This window comes from Actinocrinis puniceicyclus, assembly GCF_018283645.1.
Lineage (GTDB): Bacteria > Actinomycetota > Actinomycetes > Streptomycetales > Catenulisporaceae > Actinocrinis > Actinocrinis puniceicyclus.
Map to the genome: position 1 here is coordinate 1 of NZ_JAGSXH010000069.1, position 25,538 is coordinate 25,538.

16 protein-coding genes are annotated in these 25,538 nt (G+C 72.3%); 7 read left to right on the top strand and 9 right to left on the bottom strand.

Translation table 11 applies throughout. From position 1 onward, the window contains the following. Nucleotides 1-320 precede the first annotated feature (320 nt). The 4 genes from KGA66_RS18580 to KGA66_RS18595 all read left to right on the top strand — a co-directional run bounded on the left by KGA66_RS18580 (nucleotide 321) and on the right by KGA66_RS18595 (nucleotide 4,796). Nucleotides 321-659: an STAS domain-containing protein gene (locus tag KGA66_RS18580; RefSeq protein ID WP_211469429.1), complete on the top strand. Its 339-nt coding sequence runs from the start codon at nucleotides 321-323 to the stop codon at nucleotides 657-659. 104 nt (nucleotides 660-763) lie between these two features. Then, entirely contained in the window at nucleotides 764-1,189 is a 426-nt protein-coding gene (locus KGA66_RS18585; RefSeq protein ID WP_211469430.1) for an ATP-binding protein, read from the top strand. Continuing rightward, the gene (locus KGA66_RS18590; RefSeq protein WP_211469431.1) at nucleotides 1,189-2,061 is read left to right on the top strand and encodes a SigB/SigF/SigG family RNA polymerase sigma factor; all 873 of its coding nucleotides are present in this window, start codon (nucleotides 1,189-1,191) and stop codon (nucleotides 2,059-2,061) included. Before KGA66_RS18585 ends, KGA66_RS18590 begins: the two co-directional genes overlap by 1 nt. A gap of 329 nt (nucleotides 2,062-2,390) precedes the next feature. Beyond that, complete coding sequence (locus tag KGA66_RS18595) at nucleotides 2,391-4,796, top strand: SpoIIE family protein phosphatase (protein ID WP_211469432.1); 2,406 nt, start codon at nucleotides 2,391-2,393, stop codon at nucleotides 4,794-4,796. Nucleotides 4,797-4,859: 63 nt separating this feature from the next. Here the strand turns inward: KGA66_RS18595 and KGA66_RS18600 are convergent, their stop codons facing one another. The 7 genes from KGA66_RS18600 to KGA66_RS18630 all read right to left on the bottom strand — a co-directional run bounded on the left by KGA66_RS18600 (nucleotide 4,860) and on the right by KGA66_RS18630 (nucleotide 18,869). Further along, entirely contained in the window at nucleotides 4,860-6,818 is a 1,959-nt protein-coding gene (locus KGA66_RS18600) for an ATP-binding protein (RefSeq protein WP_312886975.1), read from the bottom strand. Nucleotides 6,819-7,219: 401 nt separating this feature from the next. Continuing rightward, nucleotides 7,220-7,693, bottom strand: coding sequence for an OB-fold nucleic acid binding domain-containing protein (locus tag KGA66_RS18605; protein WP_246508074.1), 474 nt, complete (start codon nucleotides 7,691-7,693; stop codon nucleotides 7,220-7,222). A gap of 60 nt (nucleotides 7,694-7,753) precedes the next feature. Next, nucleotides 7,754-9,772 carry an APC family permease gene (locus KGA66_RS18610; protein ID WP_312886972.1) on the bottom strand — a complete coding sequence of 673 codons (2,019 nt, stop codon included), beginning with the start codon at nucleotides 9,770-9,772 and terminating at the stop codon, nucleotides 7,754-7,756. A 116-nt stretch (nucleotides 9,773-9,888) separates the two neighbouring features. Continuing rightward, nucleotides 9,889-11,403 carry an RNA polymerase sigma factor gene (locus tag KGA66_RS18615; protein ID WP_211469434.1) on the bottom strand — a complete coding sequence of 505 codons (1,515 nt, stop codon included), beginning with the start codon at nucleotides 11,401-11,403 and terminating at the stop codon, nucleotides 9,889-9,891. An 85-nt stretch (nucleotides 11,404-11,488) separates the two neighbouring features. After that, nucleotides 11,489-12,193 (bottom strand): helix-turn-helix transcriptional regulator, encoded by a 705-nt coding sequence (locus KGA66_RS18620; protein WP_211469435.1) that lies wholly within the window; start codon nucleotides 12,191-12,193, stop codon nucleotides 11,489-11,491. 182 nt (nucleotides 12,194-12,375) lie between these two features. Beyond that, nucleotides 12,376-14,130 (bottom strand): hypothetical protein, encoded by a 1,755-nt coding sequence (locus tag KGA66_RS18625; RefSeq protein WP_211469436.1) that lies wholly within the window; start codon nucleotides 14,128-14,130, stop codon nucleotides 12,376-12,378. After that, nucleotides 14,127-18,869, bottom strand: coding sequence for a type I phosphoribosyltransferase (locus KGA66_RS18630; RefSeq protein WP_211469437.1), 4,743 nt, complete (start codon nucleotides 18,867-18,869; stop codon nucleotides 14,127-14,129). Before KGA66_RS18630 ends, KGA66_RS18625 begins: the two co-directional genes overlap by 4 nt. A gap of 332 nt (nucleotides 18,870-19,201) precedes the next feature. Here KGA66_RS18630 and KGA66_RS18635 point away from each other — a divergent pair, with 332 nt between their 5' ends. From KGA66_RS18635 to KGA66_RS18645, 3 genes are all read left to right on the top strand, one after another. Continuing rightward, nucleotides 19,202-20,506: a hypothetical protein gene (locus tag KGA66_RS18635; protein WP_211469438.1), complete on the top strand. Its 1,305-nt coding sequence runs from the start codon at nucleotides 19,202-19,204 to the stop codon at nucleotides 20,504-20,506. Between the two features lie 79 nt (nucleotides 20,507-20,585). Continuing rightward, on the top strand, nucleotides 20,586-20,810 hold the full coding sequence (locus KGA66_RS18640) for a DUF2277 domain-containing protein (RefSeq protein ID WP_211469439.1): 225 nt from the start codon (nucleotides 20,586-20,588) through the stop codon (nucleotides 20,808-20,810). 99 nt (nucleotides 20,811-20,909) lie between these two features. Continuing rightward, nucleotides 20,910-22,781, top strand: a complete 1,872-nt coding sequence (locus tag KGA66_RS18645; RefSeq protein ID WP_498066739.1) for a zinc-ribbon domain-containing protein — start codon at nucleotides 20,910-20,912, stop codon at nucleotides 22,779-22,781. A 117-nt stretch (nucleotides 22,782-22,898) separates the two neighbouring features. Here the strand turns inward: KGA66_RS18645 and glpK are convergent, their stop codons facing one another. Further along, nucleotides 22,899-24,404: a glycerol kinase GlpK gene (gene glpK, locus KGA66_RS18650; RefSeq protein WP_211469447.1), complete on the bottom strand. Its 1,506-nt coding sequence runs from the start codon at nucleotides 24,402-24,404 to the stop codon at nucleotides 22,899-22,901. Nucleotides 24,405-24,460: 56 nt separating this feature from the next. Next, entirely contained in the window at nucleotides 24,461-25,228 is a 768-nt protein-coding gene (locus KGA66_RS18655) for an IclR family transcriptional regulator (protein WP_211469441.1), read from the bottom strand. Between the last annotated feature and the right edge of the window lie 310 nt (nucleotides 25,229-25,538).

Consider the following 25,538-nt stretch of genomic DNA (forward strand, 5'->3'; position numbering starts at 1 on the left):
TTGCGCGGCCGGGCAGCCCGGGTCGCCGTGGGGGGACGGGTCTGCCCGGGAGCTTGGACCGGGGACATGGCGTGCTCCTTCCCAGGAGTGCGGACTGGCCGGGATTTCCGCCCGCCTCAATCTCCGTTCTGCGCGCGCCCAAACTCGCGGACCGGGCCGTGTTTGGCCGCGCCGCGAGCGGTTAATAGGGCGCGACGCTCGACAGAGTCGGGGTGAGACGCGTGCCCGCGACCGGACACACCCAGGCGGTGACCGATGGGCAGTACGGTGGCCGACCGGGGCCCATCGCCGACGAACAGGAATGCAAGGGGACTGCACCGATGGACCGCTTTGCCGTCAGTGTCGCGGACTCGGGTGACGACAGATATGTCGTGACCGTGCGCGGCGAACTGGACATGGCCACGGCCGACCGCCTGTGGACACAGCTGGAGCCGCTGCTGGAGCCGCAGACCCTGGTGGTGCTCGACGGGACCGAGGTCACGTTCCTCGACTCCAGCGGGCTCAGGGTGCTGCTACAGGCCGGGAACCGGGCCACCTCCGGGGGCGCGACCTTCCGCCTGGTCGCCCCGCAGCAGGCGGTCCAGCGCGTGCTCGACCTGGCCGGCACCAAGGACCACCTGCAGACCCGGCAGACCGTGGACGCCGCGCTCGCGGGCTGAGCCCGGGCCGTACACTTCTCGGCCCCGGAGACTCTGGGAACCGGACTCAGGGACTCCTAGCACCACTCACTCGAACTGCCGGCGACTCGGAGGGAAGCGCAGCGATGTACGAGGACAACCCTGGCGGGACCGAGCGGCTGCCGAAGCCGCGCACCGTGGTGCTGTCGATCCCGGCCGACCGGGAGCAGGTTGTGCTGGTCCGCTCGGTGGCCGGCCACATCGCGGCCAGGCTGGGGCTGTCGGTCGCGGAACTGACGGACCTGCGCCTGGCCGTGGACGAGGCCTGCGGCCTGTTCCTGCTCTCCCCGGGCTTCGGCTCCGCGGGCGAGCTGCTCGAATGCCGCTTCGAGGAACTGCCCGGCGCGCTGTCGGTGACCGTGAGCGCCCCGGCGCCGGCGGCGGCGCAGCCTGACGTGGAAGACATCGGCTGGATCATGCTCAGCGCGCTGGTCGACGAGCTGACCTGGAAGGGCGAGAGCGGCGTGGCCCGACTTACCCTGGTGAAGCACCTGAGCGTGCAGGACAGCTGATGAGCGGAGCCGAAACGGTACAGGCGCAGCAGGAAGAACCGCGGGACGAGGCCGTGGAGCAGGTCGGCATCGACAGCCCGGACGCGGCGATGCAGGCGGCCGCGCCGGTTTCTCCGCACGCTGAGCGACGCGCCGAGACGATGCGCATATTCCAGCGGATGCGCAAGCTGCCGCCCGGCGACCCGGAGCGCGAACGGTTGCGCGCCGAGGTCATCGAGGACCACATGGCCTACGCCCGCAGGATCGCGTCCCGCTACGGCGGACACGGCGAGGTGGTCGAGGACTTCGTGCAGGTGGCGTACCTCGGCCTGGTCAAGGCCGTGGACAATTTCGACCCGGAGCACGGCACCGGGTTCCTCGGCTACGCCACTCCGATGATCATGGGCGAGATCAAGCGGTACTTCCGCGACGCCACCTGGGACGTGCACGTGCCGCGGCGGATGCAGGAGCTCTCCAGCGCCCTGCGCAAGGCCACCGAGGCGCTCACCCAGGAACTGGGCCGCTCGCCGAGCATCGCGGAACTGGCCGACCGGGTGAAGGCGACCCCCGAGGAGGTGGTCGAGGCGATGGACGCCGCCTCGGCCTACACCACGGCCTCCCTCGACCGGCCGGTGCGGGTGGACTCCTCCGAGGGCGCGAGCCTGGCCGAGTTCGTCGGCGGCGAGGATCCGCGCTTCGACGCGGTGGTCAACCGGGAGGTGCTCAAGCCGCTGCTGGCCAAGCTGGGCGAGCGGGACAAGCGGATACTGATGATGCGCTTCTTCCGCAACATGACCCAGTCCCAGATCGGCGAGGAGCTGAACGTCTCGCAGATGCAGGTCTCCCGCCTGCTCACCCGGATCCTGGACGAGCTGCGCGCGGGCTTCGAGTAAGGGTGCGCACGCAGAGGGGCGCCGCGCCGCGCGGTCGATGACAAGTTCGCCTGGCCGCGTCGTGGCCAAGGGCTCAACCGGCCAGGATGAGCCCTCGCCCACGTCTTGCCGTGCCCGGCTCAGAAACAGCGCCCGCGCGGCACCCCGTCCGCGCGTACTCTGAAGCGGCCACACCGGGGGCTCGCCGTCGACTTGCCTGCCTTCTGCCGTCGAGACCCCGCCGTTCCTTGATGTACCCAGCCTTGATGTACCCAGACGCTGCAAGCAGTGGTGGTCCTGCATAATGCAACACGTCGGGACCAGCATCAGCCCTGGAAGGGGAAGGCGAGATGGCTCAAACGGGCGACGCGCCGAGCGCCGCGCCCTCCGCGAGCACGCCTCCCGAGACGGCCGTCGACGTACTCAGGCGGGTCATCGAGGAGCAGCGGCGAGCGGAGGCCGCGCTTCAGTCCAGGTTCCTGGAACACGGGCTGATCGACCAGGCGATCGGGGTGCTGGCCGCCCGGCTGGAGTGCGACCCGAAGGACGCCTTCGACCAACTGCTGGAGATCGAGCGGCGCTCGGGGCGCGACCTGCTGGAGGTGGCCGCCGAGCTGGTCGGCCAGCAGACCAGGGTTCGCGCGCGGGTGCCGATGGGCGAGGCCGTTCCCGTCTACGGCCCCGGGGTGGTGCGCCTTCAGCGCAGCGCGGACAGCGACGAGCTGGCCCGCCTGCTGCTGGGCGACACGCTCGCCTGGTCCGGACCGGCGCAGGCGGCGATCGCGCTGCTCGAACCGGACGGCGCCCTCGAGCTGATCGGTTCCGGCGGGCTGCCGCCGCGCGTGGTCAGCCAGTGGCGTCGCATTCCGCCGCAGGTGAACTGCTTGCTGACCGCGTGCCTGCGCGAACAGGACGCGGTGTGGGCGGACGCGGGAGCGGTCAAGCAGGACGCGGGCCGTTCGTTCGTGCTCGGCCCGGTCGGCGCCGGCGGCGGTGCGTCCAACCCGCTGCACGTCGCCGTCCCGCTGCGCATCGGCCGAGGCCTGATCGGCGCGGTCGAGGTCGGCTGGCCGGCCGGCACCACCTTCACCCCCGAAGTGCGCCGCGAGCTGGTCGCGCTGATCGAGTCGGCCGCTCAGGCCGTCGTGCGCGCCCGTCGCCTGCAAGCGGGGTGCGCGCCGAGCGAGGAACGTGACGCGGTCGGTTTGGACGGTTTGCGTGAGTTGATCGACGCCACCTGGGAGCCCGCGCTGCTGGTCGAGGGCGAACGCGGCGAGGGTGAGGAACCCGCGCAGGACGGCGACGTGCGCCCGCTGCCTTTCAGCAACCTTCGCGTCGTCGCGCTCAACGCCGCGGCCCGGGAACTGATCTCCGGCGGCGTCGCGGCCCCGGACCCGATCGGCCGCCGGCTGACCGAGCAGCTGCCGTGGATCGCCACCTCCGGTGCGTTCGACGCGATCCGCGAGGTGCTGGCCACCGGGACCACGTACCGCGATCCGGACCACACGTACACGGAGCTGGATGGAAACGGGCGCCGCCGCAGCATCGCGATCAGCGCCACCCGGTTGGCGGAATCGCTGCTTTATGTCGCGCTGCGCCCGGCGGCCGCTCAGCGCGGCGACGAGGGGGCGGTGGCCGCCCGGCTGCGCCGGATGGCGGAGACGGGATCCTGGGAGTGGGACGCGGCGAGCCGCGTCGTGCACTGGTCCTCGGAAGCGTTGATGGCCTTCGGTTCCCGTATCGCGCCCGGGCCGGTGCCGGAGGACCGGCCGCCCTACGCGGTGCATCCCGACGACCAGTTGGAGCACGACCGCCTCATGCGCACGCTGATGCGCGGCGGCCGGCCGGCGCAGGGTGAGTTCCGGGTGGTGCGCCCGGACGGCGCGGTGCGCCACATCCGTGTCGCCGGTGAGCCGATCACCGGCCACGGCGGCGCGGTCACCTCCGTATTCGGCACCGTGCAGGACGTCACCGAGCAGCGCCGGGCGCAGACCGCGCTGGAGATCGCGCACATCCAACTGGCCGCACAGCGCAGCAGGGCCGAGTCCGAGCGGCAGTTGGCCACGCTGCTGCAGCAGGTGATCATGCCGGTGGAACCGCTCAGAGTGCCGCACTCCGCCGGCCTGGAGATCGCGGCGCGCTACCGGCCGGCCAGTCCGGCCGCGGGGCTCGGCGGCGACTGGTACGGCGTGTTGCCGCTGCCGGACTCCCGGCTGCTGCTGACGGTGGGCGACATCGCGGGGCACGGTTTCGCGGCCGCGACGGCCATGGCTCAGCTCTTCCACGCGCTGCACGGCCTGGCGCTCACCGGCTCGGACAGCGGGCAGCTGTTGCGCTGGCTCAACGGCGTGACCTGCTCACTTCCCACGTTCACGCTGGCCAGCGCGTGCGCCGCGCTCTACGACCCGGAGCGAAGGCAGCTGTGCGTGGCCAACGCCGGACATCCCAGCCCGGTCCTGGTGCGCAGCGGCCGGGCGGCGACCATCGAGCGGCCCGCGGGCACGATGCTGGGGGTAGACCCGAACAGCCGGTACGACGAGACGAGCCTGTCCCTGGAGCCCGGGGACGTGCTGCTGCTGTACACGGACGGGCTGATCGAACGGCGCCGGCACAGCCCCGAGGAGAACACGGCGCGGCTTCTGGCGGAGGCATCGTCCGCGGAACCGGACCTGGAGGCGTACGTGGACCGGATCCTGCAGCGGATCGAGTCCGATACGGACGACGACACCTGCATCCTGGCCGTCCGGTTCAACTGACAGTGCGCCCCTGACGGACAGTGCGCCCCTGACCCACCCGGAAAACGGCCTCGACGAGCCGGCTCAGCGGCTCAGCATCGAGCCGACGACGCCGAGCAGCACCTCCACCTCGACGGGTTTGGCCACGTGTTCGTCGGCCCCGGCGGCCAGGCTGCGTTCGCGGTCCCCTGCCGCGGCCTTCGCGGAGACGGCGACGATCGGCAACTGCGCGTACCGGTCGAGGCTGCGGATGAACTCGATCGCGGCGTACCCGTCCATGCCGGGCATCATCAGATCCATCAGCACGAGCTTGATATCAGGGTGCTGTACCAGTGTGTCGATGCCCTGGCGGCCGTTGTCAGCGTGCACGATGCTCAGGCCGTGCAGTTCCAGGACGCTGGCCATGGCGAAGACGTTACGCACGTCGTCGTCCACGATCAGTACCTTCTCGCCGTGGAACCGGGCGGTGGACTGCGGTTGCTCGACGGTCGGCGAGAGATCCGCGGCCGGCGCGACGGGCAGCGCGGTGAGCAGGTGGACGGTGAGCCGCTCGACGGCCTGGGCGCGCGAACCGACCACTTCGAGCCCCGGGACGCGGCCGAACGAGGCGAGCCGCGCCGCCGTGCCGCCGCCGGCCCCCGCCTCGTAGGCCAGGACCGGAGTGGTCGGCGCGTACAGGGAGACGGCGCTCAGCAGCGCCCGGACCTGCTCGGGCGGAGTGCTCAGGTTGACCAGGACCGCGGCGACGTCGCGGCCCAGCAGCATGCTTTCGACCTCGGCCGGGACGATCTGCGCCATCACGAGCGGTTCGACCCGACCGCGCAGGCCCGAGAGCCCGTCGATCGCGGTGCGGGCGGCGTGCTGCATCGCGCGCGCGGCGCGCGGCTCGGCGACCAGGACCACGGCGCTCGCCCGCCCGGTCCCGGCCGGTTCGGCGCCGGGTTCGGCCGCCGCGGCTTCGGCGGAGGCGGTGGGCTGCGCATGCTCGCTCGCCGCGCGGCCGGCCGGGCCGGAGGCGATCGGCACGGTCAGGGTGAAGGTGCTGCCCTGGCCGGGGGCGCTGCTCACGCGCAGATCGCCGCCGAGCAGCCGGGCCAGGTCGCGGCTGATCGACAGGCCGAGCCCGGAGCCGGCGTGGTGGCGCGAGGAGACGCCGACGCCGTGGTGGAACGCCTCGAAGATCGCCTCGTGCCGGTCCGGATCGATACCGATGCCGGTGTCGTGGACCGCGAAGCGCACCTGCCCGGAGTCGAAGGGGTCGCGCGTGACCTCGACGGTCACCGTTCCGTGCTCGGTGAACTTCACGGCGTTGGACAGCAGGTTGCGCAGGATCTGCTGGAGGCGGCGGGTGTCGGACTCGATGTGCTCGGGCAGGTCGTGAGCCACGTGCACGGCCAGGTCCAGGCCCTTGTCCGCGACCGTCGGCCGGAACGCCTTCTCGGCTTGGCGCACGAGCAGGGCGGGGGAGACGCGCTCCGTGCGCACGGTCGCGTTGCCGGTCTCCACGTCGGACAGGTCGAGCAGATCGTTGATCAGCTGGAGCAGGTCCTGGGCCGCGTCGTGGATGGTGCGGGCGTAGTCGACCTGGCGCGGGCTGAGGTTGCCCTCGCTGTTCGAGGTCAGCAGCCGGGCGAGGATCAGCAGACTGCTCAGCGGCGTGCGCAGTTCGTGGGAGATGTTGGCCATGAACTCGGCGCGGGCCCGCGCGGCCAGGGCCACCTGGCGGGCCGCGGCGTCCGGGTCGGGCCGGGTCTGCACGAGGCGGGCCCGCTCGTGCTGGGCCGCCGTCGCGGCGGTGTCCGCGGGCGCCGTCGCGGCCCCGGCGGACCCGATCATCTCGCTCAGCCGTTCGAGCGCCACGGGCCCCGAGTTCTCGGTGGCCTGGCGGGCCAGCGCCCGGTTGTGCTCGGCGAGCTGGTTGAACAGGTCTCCCAGCTCGGCCAGTTCGTCGTCCCCGCCGACCACGGCGCGGGCGTCCAGGTCGCCGTCGCGCACCGCCCGCATTGCAGCCAGCAGGCGCGCCAGCCGCGGATCGGGCACCACTGCCAAGACAGACCTCCAGCCGAACCGCGGTGGGCCGAACGGCGACCCGGTGGTGAATCGAGCAAGCGCCGCAGCGCCCGGTTCTGCCGCGGTGTCCTCGTCGCACTATATCCGCCGGGCGGCGCCGCGCCGGCCCGGACGGGCAAGCCGCCCGCCGGCCGAACGACGGTTCGACCGCGTTGCCGCCAGGTTACGCGCGCCGGCGCGGGTTCACGAAAGTGGACGGCGCGTGCCGGCGGAGCGGATCGGCCGCGGTTCTTTCAGCCCGCCACGGGGCCGCGGCGAGGTCCGCCCACGGCGTTCACCCGGAAGAGACGGCGTTCACCCGGAAAGAGCGGAAGAAGACGGGAAACCAGCCTTCTTCCGCTCTCGGGTCGTTCTGCGGCGCGACTTCGCGGCGTTCAGTCGGACACCGTGGCCCGCAGTTCGTAGATCGGGTTGTAGATCGCGCGGTGACCGCGCAGCGTCGTGACCCGGCCCCGAAGCTTGATGCTGCGGCCCGGGCTGACGCCGGGGATGTTGCGCCGGCCCAGCCAGATGACGTCGACCGTGCCGGTGCCGTCCCACAGCTCGGCTTCCAGCGCGGGGACGCCGGCGTGCGGCCGGAAGGTGACCGTGCGCAGCGTCCCGACCAGGCAGACCTGTTCGCGGTCGCGGCACTGGCCGATCGGGACGGCCTCGGCGGCCTGGATCTCGGCCTGGAGCTCGTCGGCCTGCAGCTCGTGCGGATCCGCGGCCAGACGCGAGAAGAGCCGGCGCAGAGCAGAGCCGGGCGCCCGCGCCGGCCGCGCGGCCTGTGGCTCCTCACCCCGGGCCCGGGTCTCGTCGCGGCGTGCGGCGGACGCGGTCGCGTCGGCGCCGTCGGGCGCTCGCATCGTCGTGAGCTCCTTCCTGGAACGGCCGTACCGGACGTGGACTTGCCGGACCCGTCCGGGTCACTTGCGGTTCGTGGCCGCCTTCGGCGGCTGATTCTCCGTCTGTGCCTGCGCCGCCGCCCCCGCGCTCGACGACTTCGTGTCGCCCTGACCGCCGACTGCGGAGCGCAGCTGATAAGGAACGCTAGCCACCACGACGCGGCGCTGGAAGAGCAGCCGGCTCTTGAGACGCAGCGCTGACTGGTTGTGCAGGAGTTGTTCCCACCAGTGGCCGAGGATGTACTCGGGGATGAAGACGGTCACGATGTCGTTCGGGTTCTCGGTGCGCAGGCGCTTGACGTATTCCACGATCGGACGGGTGATCTCGCGGTATGGCGAGGCGATGACGGTCAACGGGATCGGGATGGCCCGATGCTCCCAGTCCCGCCGCAGCGCTTCGGTGTCGGCGCTTTCCAGGTCCACGGTCACCGCTTCGAGCCGGCTGGGCCGGGTGGCCCGCGCGTAGCCGATGGCGCGCAGCGTCGGCAGGTGCAGCTTCGAGACCAGCACGATCGCGTGGTTGTTGCTCGGCATGGTGACCTTGAAGTCCTCGGGCGGGGTCAACTCCACCGCGACCGACTCGTAGTGCCGCTGGATGCCGCGCATCACCAGCCAGATCAGCGGCATGGCGACCACCACGATCCAGGCGCCCTTCATGAACTTCGTCGCCAGCACGATCACCAGCACCGTCGCGGTGAATCCGGCGCCGATCGCGTTGATGGTGCGGGAGCGCAGCATGTGATTGCGCCTGCCCCGGTCGCTCTCGCCGGCCAGCAACCGGTTCCAGTGCCGGATCATGCCGGTCTGACTGCACACGAACGAGACGAACACCCCGACGATGTAAAGCTGGATCAGTCGTGTCGGGGACGCCTTGAACACCACGACCAGTGTGATCGCGAAGCCCGAGAGCAGCAGGATGCCGTTGGAGAAGGCGAGCCGGTCGCCGCGCGTGTGCAGTTGCCGCGGCAGATAGCCGTCGCGGGAGAGGATCGAGGCGAGTACCGGAAAGCCGTTGAAAGCCGTATTCGCGGCCAGCACCAGGATCAGAGCGGTGACGAACTGGAGGACGTAGAACAGCGGTGAGCTTCCGCCGAACACCGACCTGGCGACCTGTGCGATCACCGTGCGCGGCGTCTGGCCCGACGGCACGCCGATCAGGTCGGCGGCGTCCGCGGCGTGCACGTGCCCGGCCAGCGCCAGGGCGGTGACCCCGGCGAACATGCTCACCGCGATCCCGCCGAGCAGCGCCAGCGTCGTCGCGGCGTTCTTGCTCTTGGGCGCCTTGAACGCGGGGACCCCGTTGCTGATCGCCTCCACGCCGGTCAGCGCCGTGCAGCCGGAGGCGAAGGCGCGCAGCAACAGGAAGGCGAGCGCCAGGCCGCTGTAGTTGCCCGCGGCGTGGATCCGGTAGTTCGCGCTCTCGGCCACCAGGTGGTGGCCCGTGGCGATCCGGACCGCGCCCCAGGAGATCATGATCGCGATCGCGCCGATGAAGCAGTAGGTCGGGATCGCGAAAGCGGTGCCCGATTCGCGCACCCCGCGCAGGTTCATCAGCGTGATGACCGCGATGACGGCGACGGAGAGCACGACGACGTGTGAATTGAGCGACGGAATGGCCGAAGCGAGGTTCGCGACGCCCGACGAGACGGATACCGCGACGGTGAGCGTGTAGTCCACCATCAGGGCGCTGGCGACGGTCAGGCCGACGCGAGGACCGAGGTTCGTGGTGGCGACCTCGTAGTCCCCACCGCCGGACGGATACGCGTGCACGTTCTGGCGGTAGGACGCGACCACGACCAGCATCAGCAGGCCCACCGCTCCCGCGATGTACCAGGTGAAGTGGAACAGAGCCAGGCCGCCGGCCGACAGCACCAGCAGGATCTCCTCGGTGGCGTAGGCCACGGAGGACAGGGCGTCGGAGGCGAAGACGGGCAGCGCGATCTTCTTCGGCAGCGTCGCCTCGCCGAGCATTTCGCTGCGGACGGGCTGGCCGACCAGCACCCGCTTGGTCATCCCCATGAGTGAAGGCACGCGGGGCATCGTAAGCCTGCGGTCGGGTCGGCCGCGAGACGGCCCACGGTGCGGTCCGGGTGACGGCTTGATCACTGGATGGGATAGGTCGGCGAGACGGTCACCAGGATCGGGGACTGGGTGCCTTAAGGCTCGACCGTGAAGACAGCCTCCACGGCCAAGTTGACGCTCACGGTGACGGTGATGGGGGACTGGCCGGACTTGATCGGGCCTCCCGCGGTCGGGGACGCGCTCGGGCGGTAGCCGTTCGGATCGGCCGGAGGCGCGATGATCACGAAGCCGTCGACCGTGCCCCCGCTGGCGGTCAGGCTGAACGTGCCCGTCCCGTAGTACGCGACGACGAACGTGGGATCCGCGACGAGGACGCCCGGCGGCGGGGGAGGGCTCGGTGTCGGCGAGGGCGACCGGCTCGGCGAGCGGGACGGCGTGGCCGAGGTCCTGACCGCCACGATCGTCGGGCTCGCCGGTGCGCTCGGGGATGCGGAGGCGCTCGGGCTCGGGCTCGCGCTCGGGGACGGCGGGCTCGCCGGGACCTCGATCGTGCCCGCGGAGCTGAGGTCGACGATCACCTCGGCCGAGGCCGTCGGCGCCGCGATCGCCGCCGCGGTGTTGCTCGGAGACATGTAGCGCAGTGCGGTGTAACCGCCGATGCCGAGCAGCAGGATGAGAAGAATCGCGGCGGCGGCGAGTGTCTTGCGGCGTGCGGCGGCCAGCGGTCTGCGCCGGCGGTCCAGCGGGACCGGGAACCCGGCCCGGTCGAACGGTGCGGCCCGCCTGGCGACCTGTGCGCAGTACTCGGCCAGGTCGGCGCTCGCGGCGCCGGGGACCGGGCCGTTCGCGGCGCCCTGGCCGCGGCCGGGCCCGCCGCCGAAGCGCGTGGTGTCGCCGACCAGCCGCATGACGTTCGCCCGCAGGCCGGGCGGCAGCAGCAGCAGCGGCATCGCGCCGAGCAGCGCCTCCGGGCGCAGTTCGCGCCGCTTGCGTTCGCCGCACACCGAGCACTGCTCGATGTGCCGGTTGATCCGCTTGCGCAGCAGGGCGGTCAGTTCGCCGTCCCAGCCGTCGAGGAGGGCGGCGAGTTGCGCGCAGTCGGATCGGCCGGTGCGGGCGACCAGCAGCGCGCCGAGGGACTTCTCCAACTGCCCGCGCGCGCGGGACAGCAGCGCGTGCGCGTGATTGGCCGGGACACCGAGCGCGGCGGCCAGATCCGCGCCTTCCAGCTCGTGCCGGATGCTGAGCTCGAACACCTCGCGCTCGCCCGGGTTGAGCCCCTGGAACGCCGCCCAGATCAGACCGCGTACATCGGCCTCGCGCAGGCCGGCCTCGACGTCGACCGCGTCGTCGCTCACCTCGGCCGCCTGGTCCAGCTCCACGGTGCCGCGCCGGGTGCGCGCCCGGCGCAGGCACTCGTTGCGGGCCACCGCGTACAGCCACGGCCGCAACCGGTCCGGGTCGCGCAGCGCGTCAAGCTTCTGCGCCGCGACGACGAAGGTGTCCTGCAGGGCGTCGGCCGCGTCCTCGGGGTCGCGCAGCATCGAACGGCAGTACGCGTACAGCGCCGAGGCGTATCGATCGTAGGCGGCAGCGAGTCCCGCCGGGTCGCCCGCCACGATCGCGGCGACGAGGTCCCGATCCAGCATGCGCCCACCGTAGAGGGTGAATGGTCGGCGCGGAACAAAACGCGGAACCCGGTTCGGCACCGGAAAGCCTGTTCGCGCGGCGACACTAGATCCAGCCATTGCGCACCGCGTACGCGACGGCCTGGGTCCGGTTGCGCAGGTTCAACCGGATGGTGAGCGCCTGTAGCACGGCCTTGATCGTGCGCTCCGAGTACGAGAGCTTCATCGCCACCTCGCGCGTGGAAAGCCCGTCGGCGATCAGCTTGAGCACGTCCCGCTCCCGCTCGGTCAGCCCGGCGAAGGACAGGCCGCGCGGCTCAAGGGTCGTGCGACTCAGCAGGCTGACCTGGTCGAGCAGATGCCGCACCAGCTCCGGCGGCATGTCGCCGTGGCCCTGCGCGGCCGCGCGCACCACCCGCACCAGCCGCTCCGGTGTGGCCTCGGCCCGGCGCAGCACGCCGCACACGCCGGACCCGGCGATCGCGGCGGTCGCGCGCGGGTCGAGCTGCCCGATCACGAGCACGACCGGATCCCCGTCCGCGCGGTGCAGCGCGGTCAGCCAGCGGGTCGCCGCTTCGTCCAGGGCGTCCACGATGGCGACGATGACGGACGCCGCCTCGCCGCTCTCCGCGATGCGCAGCTCGGGCCGCTGGCGCAGCTGCACCAGGATCCCGGCCTCGGAGATCGGGTCCAGCGAATGCACGCGCACTGCGATGCGGTACTGCCGGGTCACGAGCGGTCGAGCGGGCGCACCGGGATGCGCGGGGCGCGGGGCGTGCACGGTGTGCGGCGCGGTCGTGGTGACGGTCATGGCGAGCCTCCTGGGTATCGAGCGGTTGCCCTATACCGGTGAGAGGACGGAGCCCCGCCGTTCCCAACACTTTTCCCGAAGAATTTTCCGCGGCTCCCCGACCTGCGGAAACAGCGGGTGGGGCCGTCCCCACCGCGGCCCCACCCGGTTCGTGGCGCGGCCCGCGGCCGCGCTCCCCGTCCTCAGTCCGGCAGGCAGCCCTCCGCCGCGGCCAGCTGGTCGTATGCGGCGACGATCGCCAGCGCCCGCTTGGGCACGGTGGCCTCCTGGTCGTACGAGGCCCGCAGCAGGTCCCGGGCCAGCGCCGTGTGCCACTCCCACGCGTGCGCCCGGTACTCGGACTCCCCGGACAGCCCGGGGCAGAACGCCCGCAGGTTGCCCGTCAGCCAGTCGAGCGCGGCCAGCCCCGCCGCGCCGTCCGGCTCCGCCTTCCCGCGCCGGCCGTCAGTCGCCGGCGCGACGGGAGGGAACGCGGCCGGATCCGCCGCCGAGGGCGCGCGGAGCAACGGCTGCATCCTGCCCAGCCGGGCCGCCAGCGCGCGCCAGCGCTCGAACCCGGTGAAGAACATCGACTCGGCGCCCGGATCGACGCTGTGCATCAGCAGGTCCACCGCCAGCAGCGCCGGATCGGTCGCCCAGTGCGCGAGGTGGAACCGGCTCGCGTCGATCACCGTGGGCTCCGGGTGGCGTCCCTCGTATACGAGCACGTTCTTGCCGTGCAGTTGACCGTGCGAGTACGTGGCACACGTGCGCCGCGCCTCCAGGCGCTGTGCGTCCATGGCGCCGATCCGGCCCTCGGCGACGAACGCGGCGACTCGGTCGGTCAGCTCCTCGACCGTCGGCTCGGGCAGCCGGCAGCCGTCCGGATGAGCGAGGACCGGAGCGAACTGCTTCACCGTGTGCAGTACCCGGCGCTGCCGGTAGTAGGGCGTGCGCAGGAGATCGGCCGGCGAGTCGATCTCCTGCGCGGTGTCCGCGTACAGGCCGCCGAGGCCGTCGGTGAACAAGGCGGCGAACACGTCTTCCACGGCTGCGTCCGCCGCACCGCGCGCCAGCCACTCCCGCAGCGTCAAGGCGGCGCCCTGCAACTGCGAGGCCAGCGCGTACCAGCCGTTGACCGGACCGACCGGATACGGCGGGGACTGCCGGGCGAGCAACGCCGGGCGCACCATCTCAAGAACCTGAGTGCCGCGGTGCGCCTCCCGCTCCAGTGCCTCCTTGTCGAGGCTGACCTTGAGTACGTGGTGTGTGCGCACGCCGCTGTTGTCCAGCGCCGCCGTCACGGCGCACACCGCCGCGCCCGAGCAGCCGCTGGCGATGTAGCCCAGGCTCATGTTGCGTGTGGTGCGACCGGCAGCCTGGAGGATGCGGGCGTAAAGGCGGCACAGGGTAGGTTCGCCGATCGCGTGTACGAACGCCTGGATGTGCGGGTCGTACTCGTCGTAGGTAACCGCGATCGGGGCTACCGCACCGGTGTCCAGCAGGTGGTTGTGGATGTCCGCGGCGATCGCGGCCGGGCTGTTCTCCCGTGCCTCGACGCTGAACTCGTACCGTCGCAGCGCCCGGTGCGCCCCGCAGCGGCGCGCTTCCTCCAGCAGGTCGGGACTTTGCGCCTCACCGCTGCCGATCACGACGATATACGCGCCGGGGAACCGGTCGCGGGCGTCGCGGATGAGCCTGAGGTCGACCGCGGGTTCGGCCTGCCCGCCCGGCCCGCCCGGCCCGTCCGGCGCGGCGGCCGGCAAGTCCACGACGATCAGGTCGTAGACGGCGCCCGGCACCGAGAACAGTTCGCGCGCCTGCCTCGGGTCCTTCGCGGTGGTCCACGCCAACTGCCAGCCGAGCCGGGCGAAGGGGTGGCGCAGCCGCTCCGGCAGCGCGGTGAGGTTTTCCTCGTCCTCGTCGATGAGCAGAGCTTGCACGCTGTCCACGGTCACGCCCCCCACCAGGGCCGCAGCACGATGACCGTCTCGTACGTCCAGCCCTCGGCAGCCGGAGCCGACCCGGCCAGCGGCCGCCCGGTCAGCCAGCCGCCGAACGGCCGCAGCGCGCGCGCCGGCGCCGCCAGTCCGCGGCCCGGCTCGGCTCCCGGCAGCGGCCCGGAGTCGCGCACCACGACCTGCACCGCGTCGGGGCCCGGACGGCGCAGACCGACCTCGTAGAGCGGTTCGTCCTCATCAGTGCCCGTTCGCGCGTACGCGTACGCGCCAGCATCCTTATCCCCGCCCGTGCCAGCATCCTTATCCCCGCCCGAGGGGAGCCCGCCGCGGGCCCCCAGTACCAGCCCGACCGCCTCGACGAGCAGGCCGCGCGGGCAGAACACGAGCACGTCCAGGTCGCCGGCGAGCTTCGTCGCGGCGCCGAGCCCGCGCTCGTCCACCGCGGCGCGCACCGCCTCACCCGCCGAGGCCGGGACCGAGCGCACCAGGTCCACCAACTGCGCCGGCGCCTTCGCCTCCGGCCGGTACTCCGCGAACAGCGCGTTGTACCACCAGCCGATCCGCTCCAGCAGGTCGCGCCTGGCGGCCCGCCACCGGCTGTCGTCCGGGCGGCGTGGTTCTCGTGTAAGGGCACTGAGCCGCTCGCTCAGCCCGGGCAGGCCGGCCGCGCTCGCCCCGGACAACTCGACGAACCGCTCCTGGTCCTGCCGTCCGAACAGCGCAGCCGCGTGGTCCCCGGCCAGGATCTCGCGCAGCCACGGCAGGAACGCCAGCACCCGCTCCTCCACCAGCCGCGCGCACTCACGCAGATCCGTCTCGGCGGCCGCGACGCGTTCCCGGCTCGGTTCGGCCACCTGAAGGTCCTCGACGAAGTCGCGTACGCGCAGCAGCCGCGACTCGAAGCCGCGGCGCGCCACCGGCTCGCACCATTCCCGCGCCAGCCGCGCCCACGCCTCGCGCGGGTCGTCCAGCCGCGGCCGCGGCCTGAGTTCGGTCAGCAGGATCAGCTGCTGCACGACATGGAGGTAATCCTCAGCCGGCTGCTGGTCCCCGTCCGCGCGCAGCCCCTCCAGGTGCTCGCGGCAGCGCAGCAGCCCGCCACGCAACTCGGCCGGTTCGACAGGGGCGTCGCGACTCGGCCGGCGCGCCAGCCGGTACACCTCCAGGCACAGCTGATCGATCACGACCGGTTCGTCCGCGCCCAGCTCGATCAACTCCGGCAACGCCGCGGCGAAGCGTTCCGGAGCGCAGCCGGCCAGAACCATCACCGCTTGGGCGCGCAGCCACGGGGATTCCGGGGCGGGGTTGCTGAGCTCGTCCACACAGCAGCGGGCGACTTGTTCCCGGGCCGCGGCATAACGCAGCGGCGGCAGCTTCAGCCAACCGTGCTCCGCGGCGAGCAGCCTGGTCAGCCCCCGCCGTCCCCAGACCGAATCGGGGGAGTACTGGTTCAGCGCGCAGATCCGGTCGAGTACTTCCCGGCGCGCGGCGGTGTCGTGCAGCGCGTGGCGCAGAAGCCCGCGCCAGCGCAGGTAATCGATCGCGTCGTCGCCCAGGAGCGGGACGCCGAACAGATCGGCGGGCGCACTCTCGAACAGATCCTCGCGGCGGCGCGGGCGCAGCAGTTCGCGCAGCCGGTCGGCGTGGCGACGCAGCCGCAACGGTGCTTCGCCCAGGTCCGCGTAGTTCTCCGCGGTCGCGCACATGCTGCATTCGTGCGCGCTGAGACCGCCGATGCTTGTCGCGCTGACGTACCGCACCGTCACCGCCACGTCCGAGCCGCGCATAGCGCGCGCGCCGCCGGGCTCGGGTGACACCGCGCTGATCGAACCGAGCAGTCCGCTCTCGTGCTCGGGAAGCAGATCGAGCAGCACGACCGCGACGATCCGCTCGGCGCCGGCCTCGACGCCGTGCCGGATCAGCGCCTGCAGCGTGCCGCCGGTCCGGGCCGCGTAGTCCAGGATAAGCAGCGTGCGAGGGCGCGGCGGCTGGTCATGCCCGACGGCTGAGCTCGCCCACGCCGCGCCGTGATTCGGGTGCGCGATGCCGACCGGCGGGTTGACCCGGTGGCCGGAGGTGTTCAGCCGGGTCCACGCGGCGTGGGCGAGCAGCCCGGCGTTCGAACGCGACTCGCCGGGATACCAGATCTGGATCGCGTCCTCGGGCCGCGACGGGTCGGCGCGATGGCGCACCTGCGAAAGACCGCGCTGGACCGCGTCGACGACGATGTCCGTGATCCGGGTGCGCGCGTCGTCGCGGCGGAACACGCGGTCCAGGTCGATCGCGGCGCTGGCGTGCAACCGCCGCGCGTATTCGATGTGGCCGATCCGCAGCGCCCCGGCCGGCGACTCGGGCAGCGGGGCACACCAGTACAGCAGCTCCTCCTCGCTCATCGGCAGCCGCTCGGGGGTGCGCGCGGGCGCCGGGCGCAGCGATGCCGGATCGATGTCCACGATCGCGGGCGGCGCGCTCGCACCGCGCACCAGCGCCTGGATGCGCTGCGCTCGCCCGAGCCGCTCCAGCTGCTCGGCCTGCCCCACTTCCAGGTCGATCTCGGCCAGCGCGACGACCGGGACCTCCCGGTTGAGGATGTTGATGCGGCCCCGCTTGACCCGGGCATCCACCGCACACGCGATGACGACGGGTTCCGCGTGCTCGACGATGTCCGCGATCACGCGGCGCACCGTGTTCTCGGTCAGGATCACGTCCGTGCACAGCACGACCCGCGCGTCTTCCGGCACGTCTCCGGCCGTCGGCCAGCCGTGGCGGTCCAGCTCCGATCCGGCCGGGTAGGTCCGGTCCCCGAGTGCCAGGCACTCGCTCAGCCGCGCGGCCAGCCGCGGCGGGCAGGTGTGGGTCTGCGCGACCACGACCGGGGTGCGGCTCGGCGGCAGCGCCGCCAGCTCGGACTGGACCGCGCGCGCCAGGGCGAACGCGGCGACGTCGAGGCCGATCGTGCCGTCGAGAAGCCGGCCGACCTCGAGCCAGCGGTTCGTCACCGCGAGCGTCGGCGTGCGGAACACGCCGCGGCGCACGCCGTTTCCGCCGCGGGCGGCCTGCGCGCTCAGTTCCCGCTGTGCCGCGTCGGTCAACGTGCTGAGCACGTGCAACGGCGAGAGCAGCAGGATCAGGCTCTCGCCTTCGACGGTGACCAGGTGTTTGTGGCCGCGCAGGAAACCGTCGAACGCGTCCGCGGCGCCGTCCGCGGCGAGCCAGCGCTCGCGGCCCTGCGCCAGCGGCGCCACCCCGCCGGCCCGGGTCAGCAACTCCAACACGGCGCGCACCGGAGCGGACCCGCCGTGCCACAGCGGCCGGCCCTGCGCGCCGAGCACGAGCATGACGCCCGCCTGAGCCTCCTGCTGTGTCTGTGTCTGTGTCTGTGTCTGTGTCTGTGTCTGTGCCTGTGTCTGTGTCTGTGTCTGGGCCTGGGCCTGTGGGCCGGCGACGCACGATTCCAGCACCTGCCAGGTCAGGTCGGGGAAGACCGCGGCGAGCGCCACCCGATCGGTGCTCGACGCGAGCAGGTCCAGGGCCTGGCGTACCGCCTGCCTGAGCGTGCCGGTGTGCCGCGGTTCGAACGCCGCCTCTTCGCCGGTCGAGATCGTCACGACCACGCCGCTGGTCCGGGTCCCGGAGATGCCGAGGCTGCCGCGGGCGCGCGAGACCGCCGCCGCGAACCCGGCCCGGTCCGCCTCGCCGAGGCCGTGGCGCTGGTCGAGCGCGCAGCCGAACCAGCCGAGCCGGTGTGGCCGGTGCAGCGCGGGATGCCCGCTCCAGTGGCCGCTGGGCGTGGCGAAGCGGGGGCCGATCGGCACGGTCGCCTCGAACAGCGTCTCGGGGCCGCCGCCGCCCCCGGCGACCAGGTGCAGCACCCGGCTCGCGCCCTGCTCCAGTTCTGGGTCCGCGGCCTGAGGTGAGTTGAACGCCGTGTCGAGCGGGTTGCCCGGCCAGGGCGGATAGCCACGGTCCAGCAGTTGACCGCCGACCAGGACCCGCGGCGCGCCGCCGTCGCGGGACGCGGCCAGGCGCGCGGCGTTGTCGATCAGCTCGGCCAGGACCGTCTCACCGATCGCGCGTGCGTCGGCGGCCGCGAGGCCGAGGTCACCGAGTCCCTGCTCAAGGGCGATGTACCGCGCGGCGCCGCGTAGGCCCGCGCCCTCCAACGGCTGAATCCACTGTAACGGCAGCAGCCTGCGCCGGTAGCCCACCGGCTCGACGGCCTGCTCAGCGTGGCTGCCCGCCAGATCCCCGGACGGTGGCTCATCAAGTTCCTCCCCTTGTCCCGCCGCGCCGGCGCCGCGGACCCGCACCGCCTCCACCGGCCAGTGCGGAGCCTCGCGGAAGCCGGCCTGCCGCATGAACGCGCGCGCCTGGCCGCGCCTGCCGGCCCGGTGCCGCGTGCGCCGCGCGCGTGACCAGGAGTCGGGATCCGCGCCGCCCGACCGCGCGTCCCGTCCCGTCAGGTCCCGCCCGACCGGTGCCGCCTGCTCCACCTCGTGCGCGGGCAACGTCACCGTCGCGCCCACCCCGGCCGCGACGGCCGCGTCGAGCAGCAACAGAGCCCTGGCGAGCACGCCGAACTCGACGTACTCGACCCTGCCGAAATCGAGGTGCGGACCGCCGCGCGCCGATCCCCCGAGCCCGCCGCCCTCACCGGTCGCCACCCCGTGCGGGGTGTCGATCTCGGCCTCCCAGGCGGCTGTGCTCAACACCGGGGGAAATCGGAACTCGGTCATCCACCACTCGTCGCGCTCGATGAAGATCTGCGCCCGGTGTCAGTCGGGCGCCGTGCGGTGCCTCACGCGCGTCCTACAGTGACATAGGTCACCCCCGGTCGGGCCGCCGCGTCGGACACGGTCGGACAGCGCCGGACGCGGCGCAGCGCACTCGGAGGGAAATCGTGCTTTCGTGTCACTCGAATGGCGCAGTCCGGTCAAAGGCCGCTTGCGGACCGCGATTTCCGTTGACTGCGGTTAGTCTGACGAAGCGTTACCCCGCTCTTCGAAGCCCCCCGGCACCTGTGGGCATCGAAGAGCCGCGTTAACTCAGTAGACGGACAGGGCGGCAAATGGATCGGCAGGGCGGCGGCGCCTCCTTTCCCGAGGATCTGGGCCTCCGGTACCTGGAGACCCTGGAAGACCTCGGCGACTCGCTGCGCCGCCTGCGCCGCAGATATGCGCGGCGACGCAGCGACGCGCTGCTTTCCTATCGTTATCTGGCTGAGAAGACCGGATACGCGCACGGTGTGATCGGCGGGTATTTCTCCGGCAAGGTGCTGCCGCCGCCGGACAAACTCGACGTGCTCGTCTTGCTGCTCGGCGCGGACGCAGCGGAGCGTCTGGCGTTCGCGGCCGCGCGCGATGCCGTCGAGGAGCGGCGCCGGCGCCCGGGCGAGAACCCGTCCCCGTCGCCGGCCCAGTCGCAGAACGCCGCCGGCCGCGGACCCTCGCCCGCGGCCGCGGCCAGTAGTTACCTCTACGACCTGCTGACGCGGCCGGGTCGTTACCGCGCGCACTGGCGGCGGGTGCTCGCGCCGGGGCAGGGGGCTCTCGGCGCGATATCCCAGGTGATCGCCGAATCGCTGGCACGCGGCGGCGCTCCGCAGGAGGAGCGCGACCCGGTGAAGCTGCGCGCCCGGGTGTCCCGGGCGCTGGCCGGCAACAGCCCCGACACGGTACTGAGCAGCGCCACGCTCAACTGGTTCATCGAAGCATTCGACATCGCGCCGGACGACGCCGACCGGTTGCGTTACCTGCACGCCGGCTCATCGAGCATCCGGTACGTGCGTGGCGACGCGCAGGAGACCGATCTGCCGATCTTCGATGCGCCCCAGGCCCGGCACCGGACCGTGGACCTGCGTGAATACCACTTCCTGGGTCCGGACGGGTTACCGGCGCAGCACCGCACGGATCAGATCATCGAGGCGACTGAGGACGGCCTCGACCGCTACACGTACCTGGTCGACACGAACATGCTCACGCTCGACGTCCAGACCGGCGGAGTCCCCGGCCTCCCCTACCAGTTGCGCGCCCGGGACGGCGCCGTCTACCACTCGATCGACATCCTGTTGGAGCGTCCGCTTCCGCGCGGCACGACGGCCGTGCTGAACTACACCGCGACGTTCCGCTACGAGGAGCAGCCGCCGACGGAAATGCGCCGCGCGTTCCGGCGGAAGGTCGACAAGTTCCTGCTCTGGATCCAATTCCACCCGGACATGCTTCCCGCCAGACTCTGGTGGGCGGAGTGGAACGGAATCGCGAACAGTTCGATCACGCACCGGGAAGCGGTGTCGCTCAATTCCTCGAACGAGGCGCACCGCTTCCTGGAAGGCGGCGTCGAGCACGCGGTCGTCGGCTTCTACTGGGAGTGGTGAGCGGTTCAGCGGTGAGCGGTTCAGCGGTGAGCCGTTCACGCCGCATCGCGTTGTCGGTGGTCTGCCGCACACTGGCAGCATGTGCAGAAGCATCAAAACTCTCCGGGCGCCGATGACGCCCGACGCGGGCGACGAGGATTACCGGGCCGCCGCGCTGCAGTACGTGCGCAAGGTTTCAGGTTTCCGGTCCCCGGCAGCGCACAACCGGGAAGCCTTCGACGAGGCGGTCGAAGCGATAGCGGCCGCCACGGCGCGGCTGCTGGACTCGCTGGAGATCAAGGGGGCGGCCGGCCGGGCCGGCTGACCGCGGCTGACTGCTGAGAACCCTTTGACAGCGCGGGCCCGAGCCGGTAGGAACGAGCGGCCACACCCGATTCAAGGTTCTTCGATTGTGGGGGAGAACGTGCCTACTTGCCCGCATTGCGGTCAGGCCGTGCCGGAGGGGGCGACGGTCTGCGGCCGCTGCGGCTCCCTGATCGCGCCGCCGCAGAGCCCGGTCGCGGCTGCGCTGCCGGTCCAGCCCGCGCACCAGGCACCCTCCGCCGCGTACGGAGCGCCGCCCGAAACCGCTGCCGGGCCGCTTCTGCGCGGGCCCGGGCTCATCGGCCGCGCGGACCTGCTCGCCGCGGTCAGGGACGCGCTCGTGCCGCTGGTCGGCGTGCTGGTGCTGGTGTTCGCGCTGGTCGTCGGCCTGGCCTTTTTGCTCAGCTCCAGTAGTCACGGCGGTTTCCACGACTGGTTCACCAGTTCGGTGATCCTGCTCGCCGGTGCGCTCGGTGCCCCGGCCGCGATGACCGTCGGCGGCGGCGACTCGCCCGGCTCGGCCACGGACCCCTTCGGCTCGAACTCCCTGGGCTCGAACTCCGGCGCGATGACGTCGGCCGTGAGCGTGGACCTGAGCATCAGGCTGACGGTCTGGGCCGTGACGTTCCTGCTGTTCTTCCTGTGGATGCGCGCCGGGCGGCGGCGCGAGGCGGCCGAGCCCAGCGCGTACCCGGCGCAGTTGGCGGCGCGTTCGGCGTTGCCCGCGCTCGCCACAAGCCTGGGTCTGCTCGTGCTGGCCCTGGTCAGCAGCGGCTCGGGCGTGTTCGGCATGCGCGACGCGCTGCTCGGCGGCGCCAGCGCCGGCTTGGGCGGTACGCCCGGGGGCGCCGACCCCTTCGGCAACGGCGGCACGGATCCCTTCGGCGGCGGCTCCGGCACCGGCGGATCGGGCGCCGCGTACGACATCGGTGCGGTCGCGGACGGCGGCGGCGGGCCGCATTCCTCGCTCGGCGTCTCGCCCGGCTGGGTGTTCTTCGGACCGCTGCTGATCGTGTTCGCGGCGTTCCTGGTCGGCCGGCTCACCGCCGTGGCGCGCCGCCCCGCGGGCGACCCCGGTGGCGAATGGGTGCGCAGGCTGGCCGCTCCGTGGCGCGCCGCCGCGCGGGTCGCGTGGATCCAGTTGCGCGCGGTGGGGGTTCTCGCCGGGCTGGCGGTTCTCGTGTACGCCGAGTACCAGGCGCTCACCGCGGATGGCAGCAGCGCGCGGCAGAAGACGGCGCTCGCGGTGACGGCCGTGCTCCTGCTGCCGAATCTGATGGTCGGCGGGGCGCTGACCGGCTTCTGCGTCACGCTGTTCGCCGGCGTGACGCTCGGCGCCATCGGTTCTAAGGGAACGAAGATCGGCCTGTTCGGCAACAGCCAGCCGTGGATGATCTACGTGCTGATAGCCGCGGCGGTCGCGGGCACGTTGCTGCCGTGGTTCCTCGTGCGCACGCGGCGGCGCGTGGTGCAGTCGGCGGCGTTCGCGCCGGCGCAGGTCTGGCGCGCGGCCGTGTTCGGCGCGGTCGCGGGCCTGGTGGCCACGCTGCTCGGACAGGCGTCGCTCTCCGGTTTGTACGGCATCGGCGGGATGGACATCTCGGCCAAGGTAGGGCTCACGTACAGCATGATCGGTGCGGTGGTGGCGGGCGCCGTATGGTGCGCGGCGGGTTTTCTGGCGGTGGCGATTCTGGTCACTCCACGAGCCCCGGGCGTCGCGCCCGCAGCGTCGGCCGGTCCGGCGCCCCAGGCGTGGCCGGGCGCGTCGCAGGCGCAGGTTCCGGCGCAACCGGTGCCCTACGAACCGATGCCGTCCGCGCCGGCACCGTCCGCGCCGGCACCGTCCGCGCCGGCACCGTCCGTGCCGGCACCGTCCGTGCCCGAGCAGCCGTCCGCGCCTGCACCGTTCGTGTCTGACCAACCGTCCGCACCCGAGGCTCCCGCTGATGGAGCGGCGCCGGATCCGGCCTAGGCCACTCTGTCGTACGCGGGGCCGCTCGTGCGTGCCCGGCTCCGCGACGGCGCCGGAAGGTGAAATGGCATCGGCGCGTGCCCGGCGCGCGGCCACGCCGCGTCTTTCCGGCCGGCCCTAACGAGCGCTCGAACCGGGGTTCGGCTGCACCCAGTCGAAGGTCCGCTCCACGGCGCGCCGCCAGTTCGCGTACTCGCTCTCGCGGCGCGCCGGGTCCATCGCGGGCAGCCACTGCGCGGCCCGATGCCAGTTGCGGCGCAGGCCCTCAAGATCAGGCCAGTATCCGACGGCCAGTCCCGCCGCGTAGGCCGCACCGAGCGAGACCGTCTCGGCGATCATCGGCCGCACGACCGCGGCGGCCAGCACGTCCGCGACGAACTGCATCAGCAGGTTGTCCGCGGTCATCCCGCCGTCCACCTTCAGCGTGTTCAGTTCGAGCCCTGAATCCGCGTTCATCGCGTCCACCACCTCGCGGGTCTGCCAGCCGGTGGCCTCCAGCACCGCGCGGGCCAGGTGCCCCTTGGTGATATACGAGGTCAGACCGACGATGACGCCGCGCGCGCCGCTGCGCCAGTGCGGGGCGTAGAGCCCCGAGAAGGCCGGGACGATGTAGCAGCCGCCGTTGTCCTCGACCGTGCGCGCCAGGGTCTCGATCTCCGGTGCGCTGGAGATCAGGCCCAGGTTGTCGCGGAACCACTGCACCAGGGCGCCGGTCACCGCGATCGAGCCCTCCAGCGCGTACGCGGCCGGCTGCGATCCGATCCGGTAGCCGACCGTGGTCAGCAGGCCGTGGCTGGAGCGCACCGGGCTCTCACCGGTGTTCAGCAGCAGGAAACCGCCGGTGCCGTAGGTGCACTTGGCCTCGCCGCGGGAGAAACAGCACTGGCCGAACAGCGCCGCCTGCTGGTCGCCGAGCGCCGCCGCGATCCGCACCCCGGGAACCGCGCGGCTGGCCGTGCCGTAGACCTCCGCGCAGGAGCGGATCTCCGGCAGCATCGCGGCCGGCACGCCGAAGAAGTCCAGCAGTTCCCGGTCCCACCGCAGGGTACGAAGATCCATCAGCAGCGTGCGGCTCGCGTTGGTCACGTCGGTCACGTGCACGCCGCCGTCCGGGCCACCGGTCAGGTTCCACACCACCCAGCTCTCCATCGTGCCGAACAGCACGTCTCCGCGCTCGGCCCGCTCGAAGAGACCGGGGACGCGGTCCAGCAGCCAGCGGATGCGCGGCGCGGAGAAGTAGGTCGCCAGCGGCAGCCCGGTGCGCTCCGGCACGAGCGCCGCGTCCGGGCGTTCGGCGAACCGCGCGACCAGTTCGTCGGTGCGGGTGTCCTGCCACACCACGGCCCGGCCGATCGGCATCCCGGTGCGCCGGTCCCACAGCACCGAGGTCTCCCGCTGGTTGGCGATGCCGATCGCCGCGACCTGGTCCGCGCCGGCGCCGACCCGGTGCAGCGACTCGCGCGCGACGTGCTCCACGTTGCGCCAGATCTCCATCGCGTCGTGCTCGACCCAGCCCGGCTTCGGGTAGTGCTGGCGGTGCTCGCGCTGCGCCACCGAGACCAGCCGGCCGCCCTGATCGAAGAGGATCGCGCGGGTCGAGCCGGTGCCCTGGTCGATCGACATCACGTACTGCGCGGCCACCGGTCAGCCTTCCCGCATCCGCAGTGCGGGCCGGTCCGCTACCACCGACCCGCGCCCAGGTCCCGGGAGATGGCGCGCGCCGCGTTCTGTACGAAGGCCACCAGCCCCGGGTCCGCGCGCCGCGCCACCGGGCAGACCCGCTCGACCGCGCCGGCGATGCTGATCGCGCCGACGACCAGACCGCCGTAGCCGCGGATCGGCGCGGCGATCGAGGCCAGTCCGGTGGCGAACTCCTCCACCTCCGCGGCCCAGCCCAGCTCGCGCACCCGCGCGACGGACCGGCTCAGCGCCTCGGCGGTGACCAGGGTGCGCCTGGTGAACCACGCCAAGTCGTCGTCCTTGAGCTGTGACGCGACGTCCGCGTCGTAGGCCAGCAGCACCTTGCCGAGCGCGGTGGCGTGCAGCGGCAGCAGCGAACCGACGTCCAAGGTCTGCAGTGAGTCGTCGGGCCGGAAGACGTGGTGCACCACCAGCACCTTGCCGTCCAGCGGCGTGCCGATGCGCACCGCCTCGCCGCTGCGCGCCGCCAGGGCGTCCGCCCAGTTGATGGCACGCGAGCGCAGGTCGTTGACGTCCAGGTAGCTGGTGCCCAGGTGCAACAGCGTCGCGCCGAGCTGGTACTTTCCGCTGGCCCTGTCCTGCTCGACGAAGCCCACCCCCTGTAGGGTGCGCAGGATGCCGTGGGCGGTGCCCTTCGCCAGGCCGAGCGACGTGGCGATCTCGCCGACGCCGAGCCGGCCCGAGCCGCGGGCGAGCAACCGGAGAATCGCGGCGGCGCGCTCGATCGACTGCACGGGACCCGGCATGGCAGAGATGGTAGCCGTTCGTACATTGTTCGACTATGTCGAATGGCGAGGTGGTGAGACAGCGCGGACCCGGCGGGCATCCGGGCCCGGCAGCCCCCGCGCGCGTCACCGCCATGCTGCGAAACGGTACTCGACCCCGGCTCGACTCACCAGGGTTCGGCATTGTCGAACGACGTACGTTGACTGCCGATCGGCCCGCTGCTTAGTTTGACGAACATCGGCCTGACGCGGCGGTGACCTACGGCATGGCCGGCGGCCCCCGCCCCGGGCGGCCGTCCGGTTCTGCGCTCCCGCCCCGGAGCACCGTGCC

Excerpts from the sequence above, each read along its gene's own strand:
- KGA66_RS18620 (WP_211469435.1), bottom strand. The coding sequence starts at position 12,193 with ATGACCGTCACCACGACCGCGCCGCACACCGTGCACGCCCCGCGCCCC.
- KGA66_RS18655 (WP_211469441.1), bottom strand. The coding sequence starts at position 25,228 with ATGCCGGGTCCCGTGCAGTCGATCGAGCGCGCCGCCGCGATTCTCCGG.
- KGA66_RS18605 (WP_246508074.1), bottom strand. The coding sequence starts at position 7,693 with ATGCGAGCGCCCGACGGCGCCGACGCGACCGCGTCCGCCGCACGCCGC.
- KGA66_RS18630 (WP_211469437.1), bottom strand. The coding sequence starts at position 18,869 with ATGACCGAGTTCCGATTTCCCCCGGTGTTGAGCACAGCCGCCTGGGAG.
- KGA66_RS18590 (WP_211469431.1), top strand. The coding sequence starts at position 1,189 with ATGAGCGGAGCCGAAACGGTACAGGCGCAGCAGGAAGAACCGCGGGAC.
- KGA66_RS18635 (WP_211469438.1), top strand. The coding sequence starts at position 19,202 with ATGGATCGGCAGGGCGGCGGCGCCTCCTTTCCCGAGGATCTGGGCCTC.
- KGA66_RS18615 (WP_211469434.1), bottom strand. The coding sequence starts at position 11,403 with ATGCTGGATCGGGACCTCGTCGCCGCGATCGTGGCGGGCGACCCGGCG.
- glpK (WP_211469447.1), bottom strand. The coding sequence starts at position 24,404 with ATGTCGATCGACCAGGGCACCGGCTCGACCCGCGCGATCCTCTTCGAT.
- KGA66_RS18610 (WP_312886972.1), bottom strand. The coding sequence starts at position 9,772 with ATGCCCCGCGTGCCTTCACTCATGGGGATGACCAAGCGGGTGCTGGTC.
- KGA66_RS18585 (WP_211469430.1), top strand. The coding sequence starts at position 764 with ATGTACGAGGACAACCCTGGCGGGACCGAGCGGCTGCCGAAGCCGCGC.
- KGA66_RS18640 (WP_211469439.1), top strand. The coding sequence starts at position 20,586 with ATGTGCAGAAGCATCAAAACTCTCCGGGCGCCGATGACGCCCGACGCG.
- KGA66_RS18580 (WP_211469429.1), top strand. The coding sequence starts at position 321 with ATGGACCGCTTTGCCGTCAGTGTCGCGGACTCGGGTGACGACAGATAT.
- KGA66_RS18595 (WP_211469432.1), top strand. The coding sequence starts at position 2,391 with ATGGCTCAAACGGGCGACGCGCCGAGCGCCGCGCCCTCCGCGAGCACG.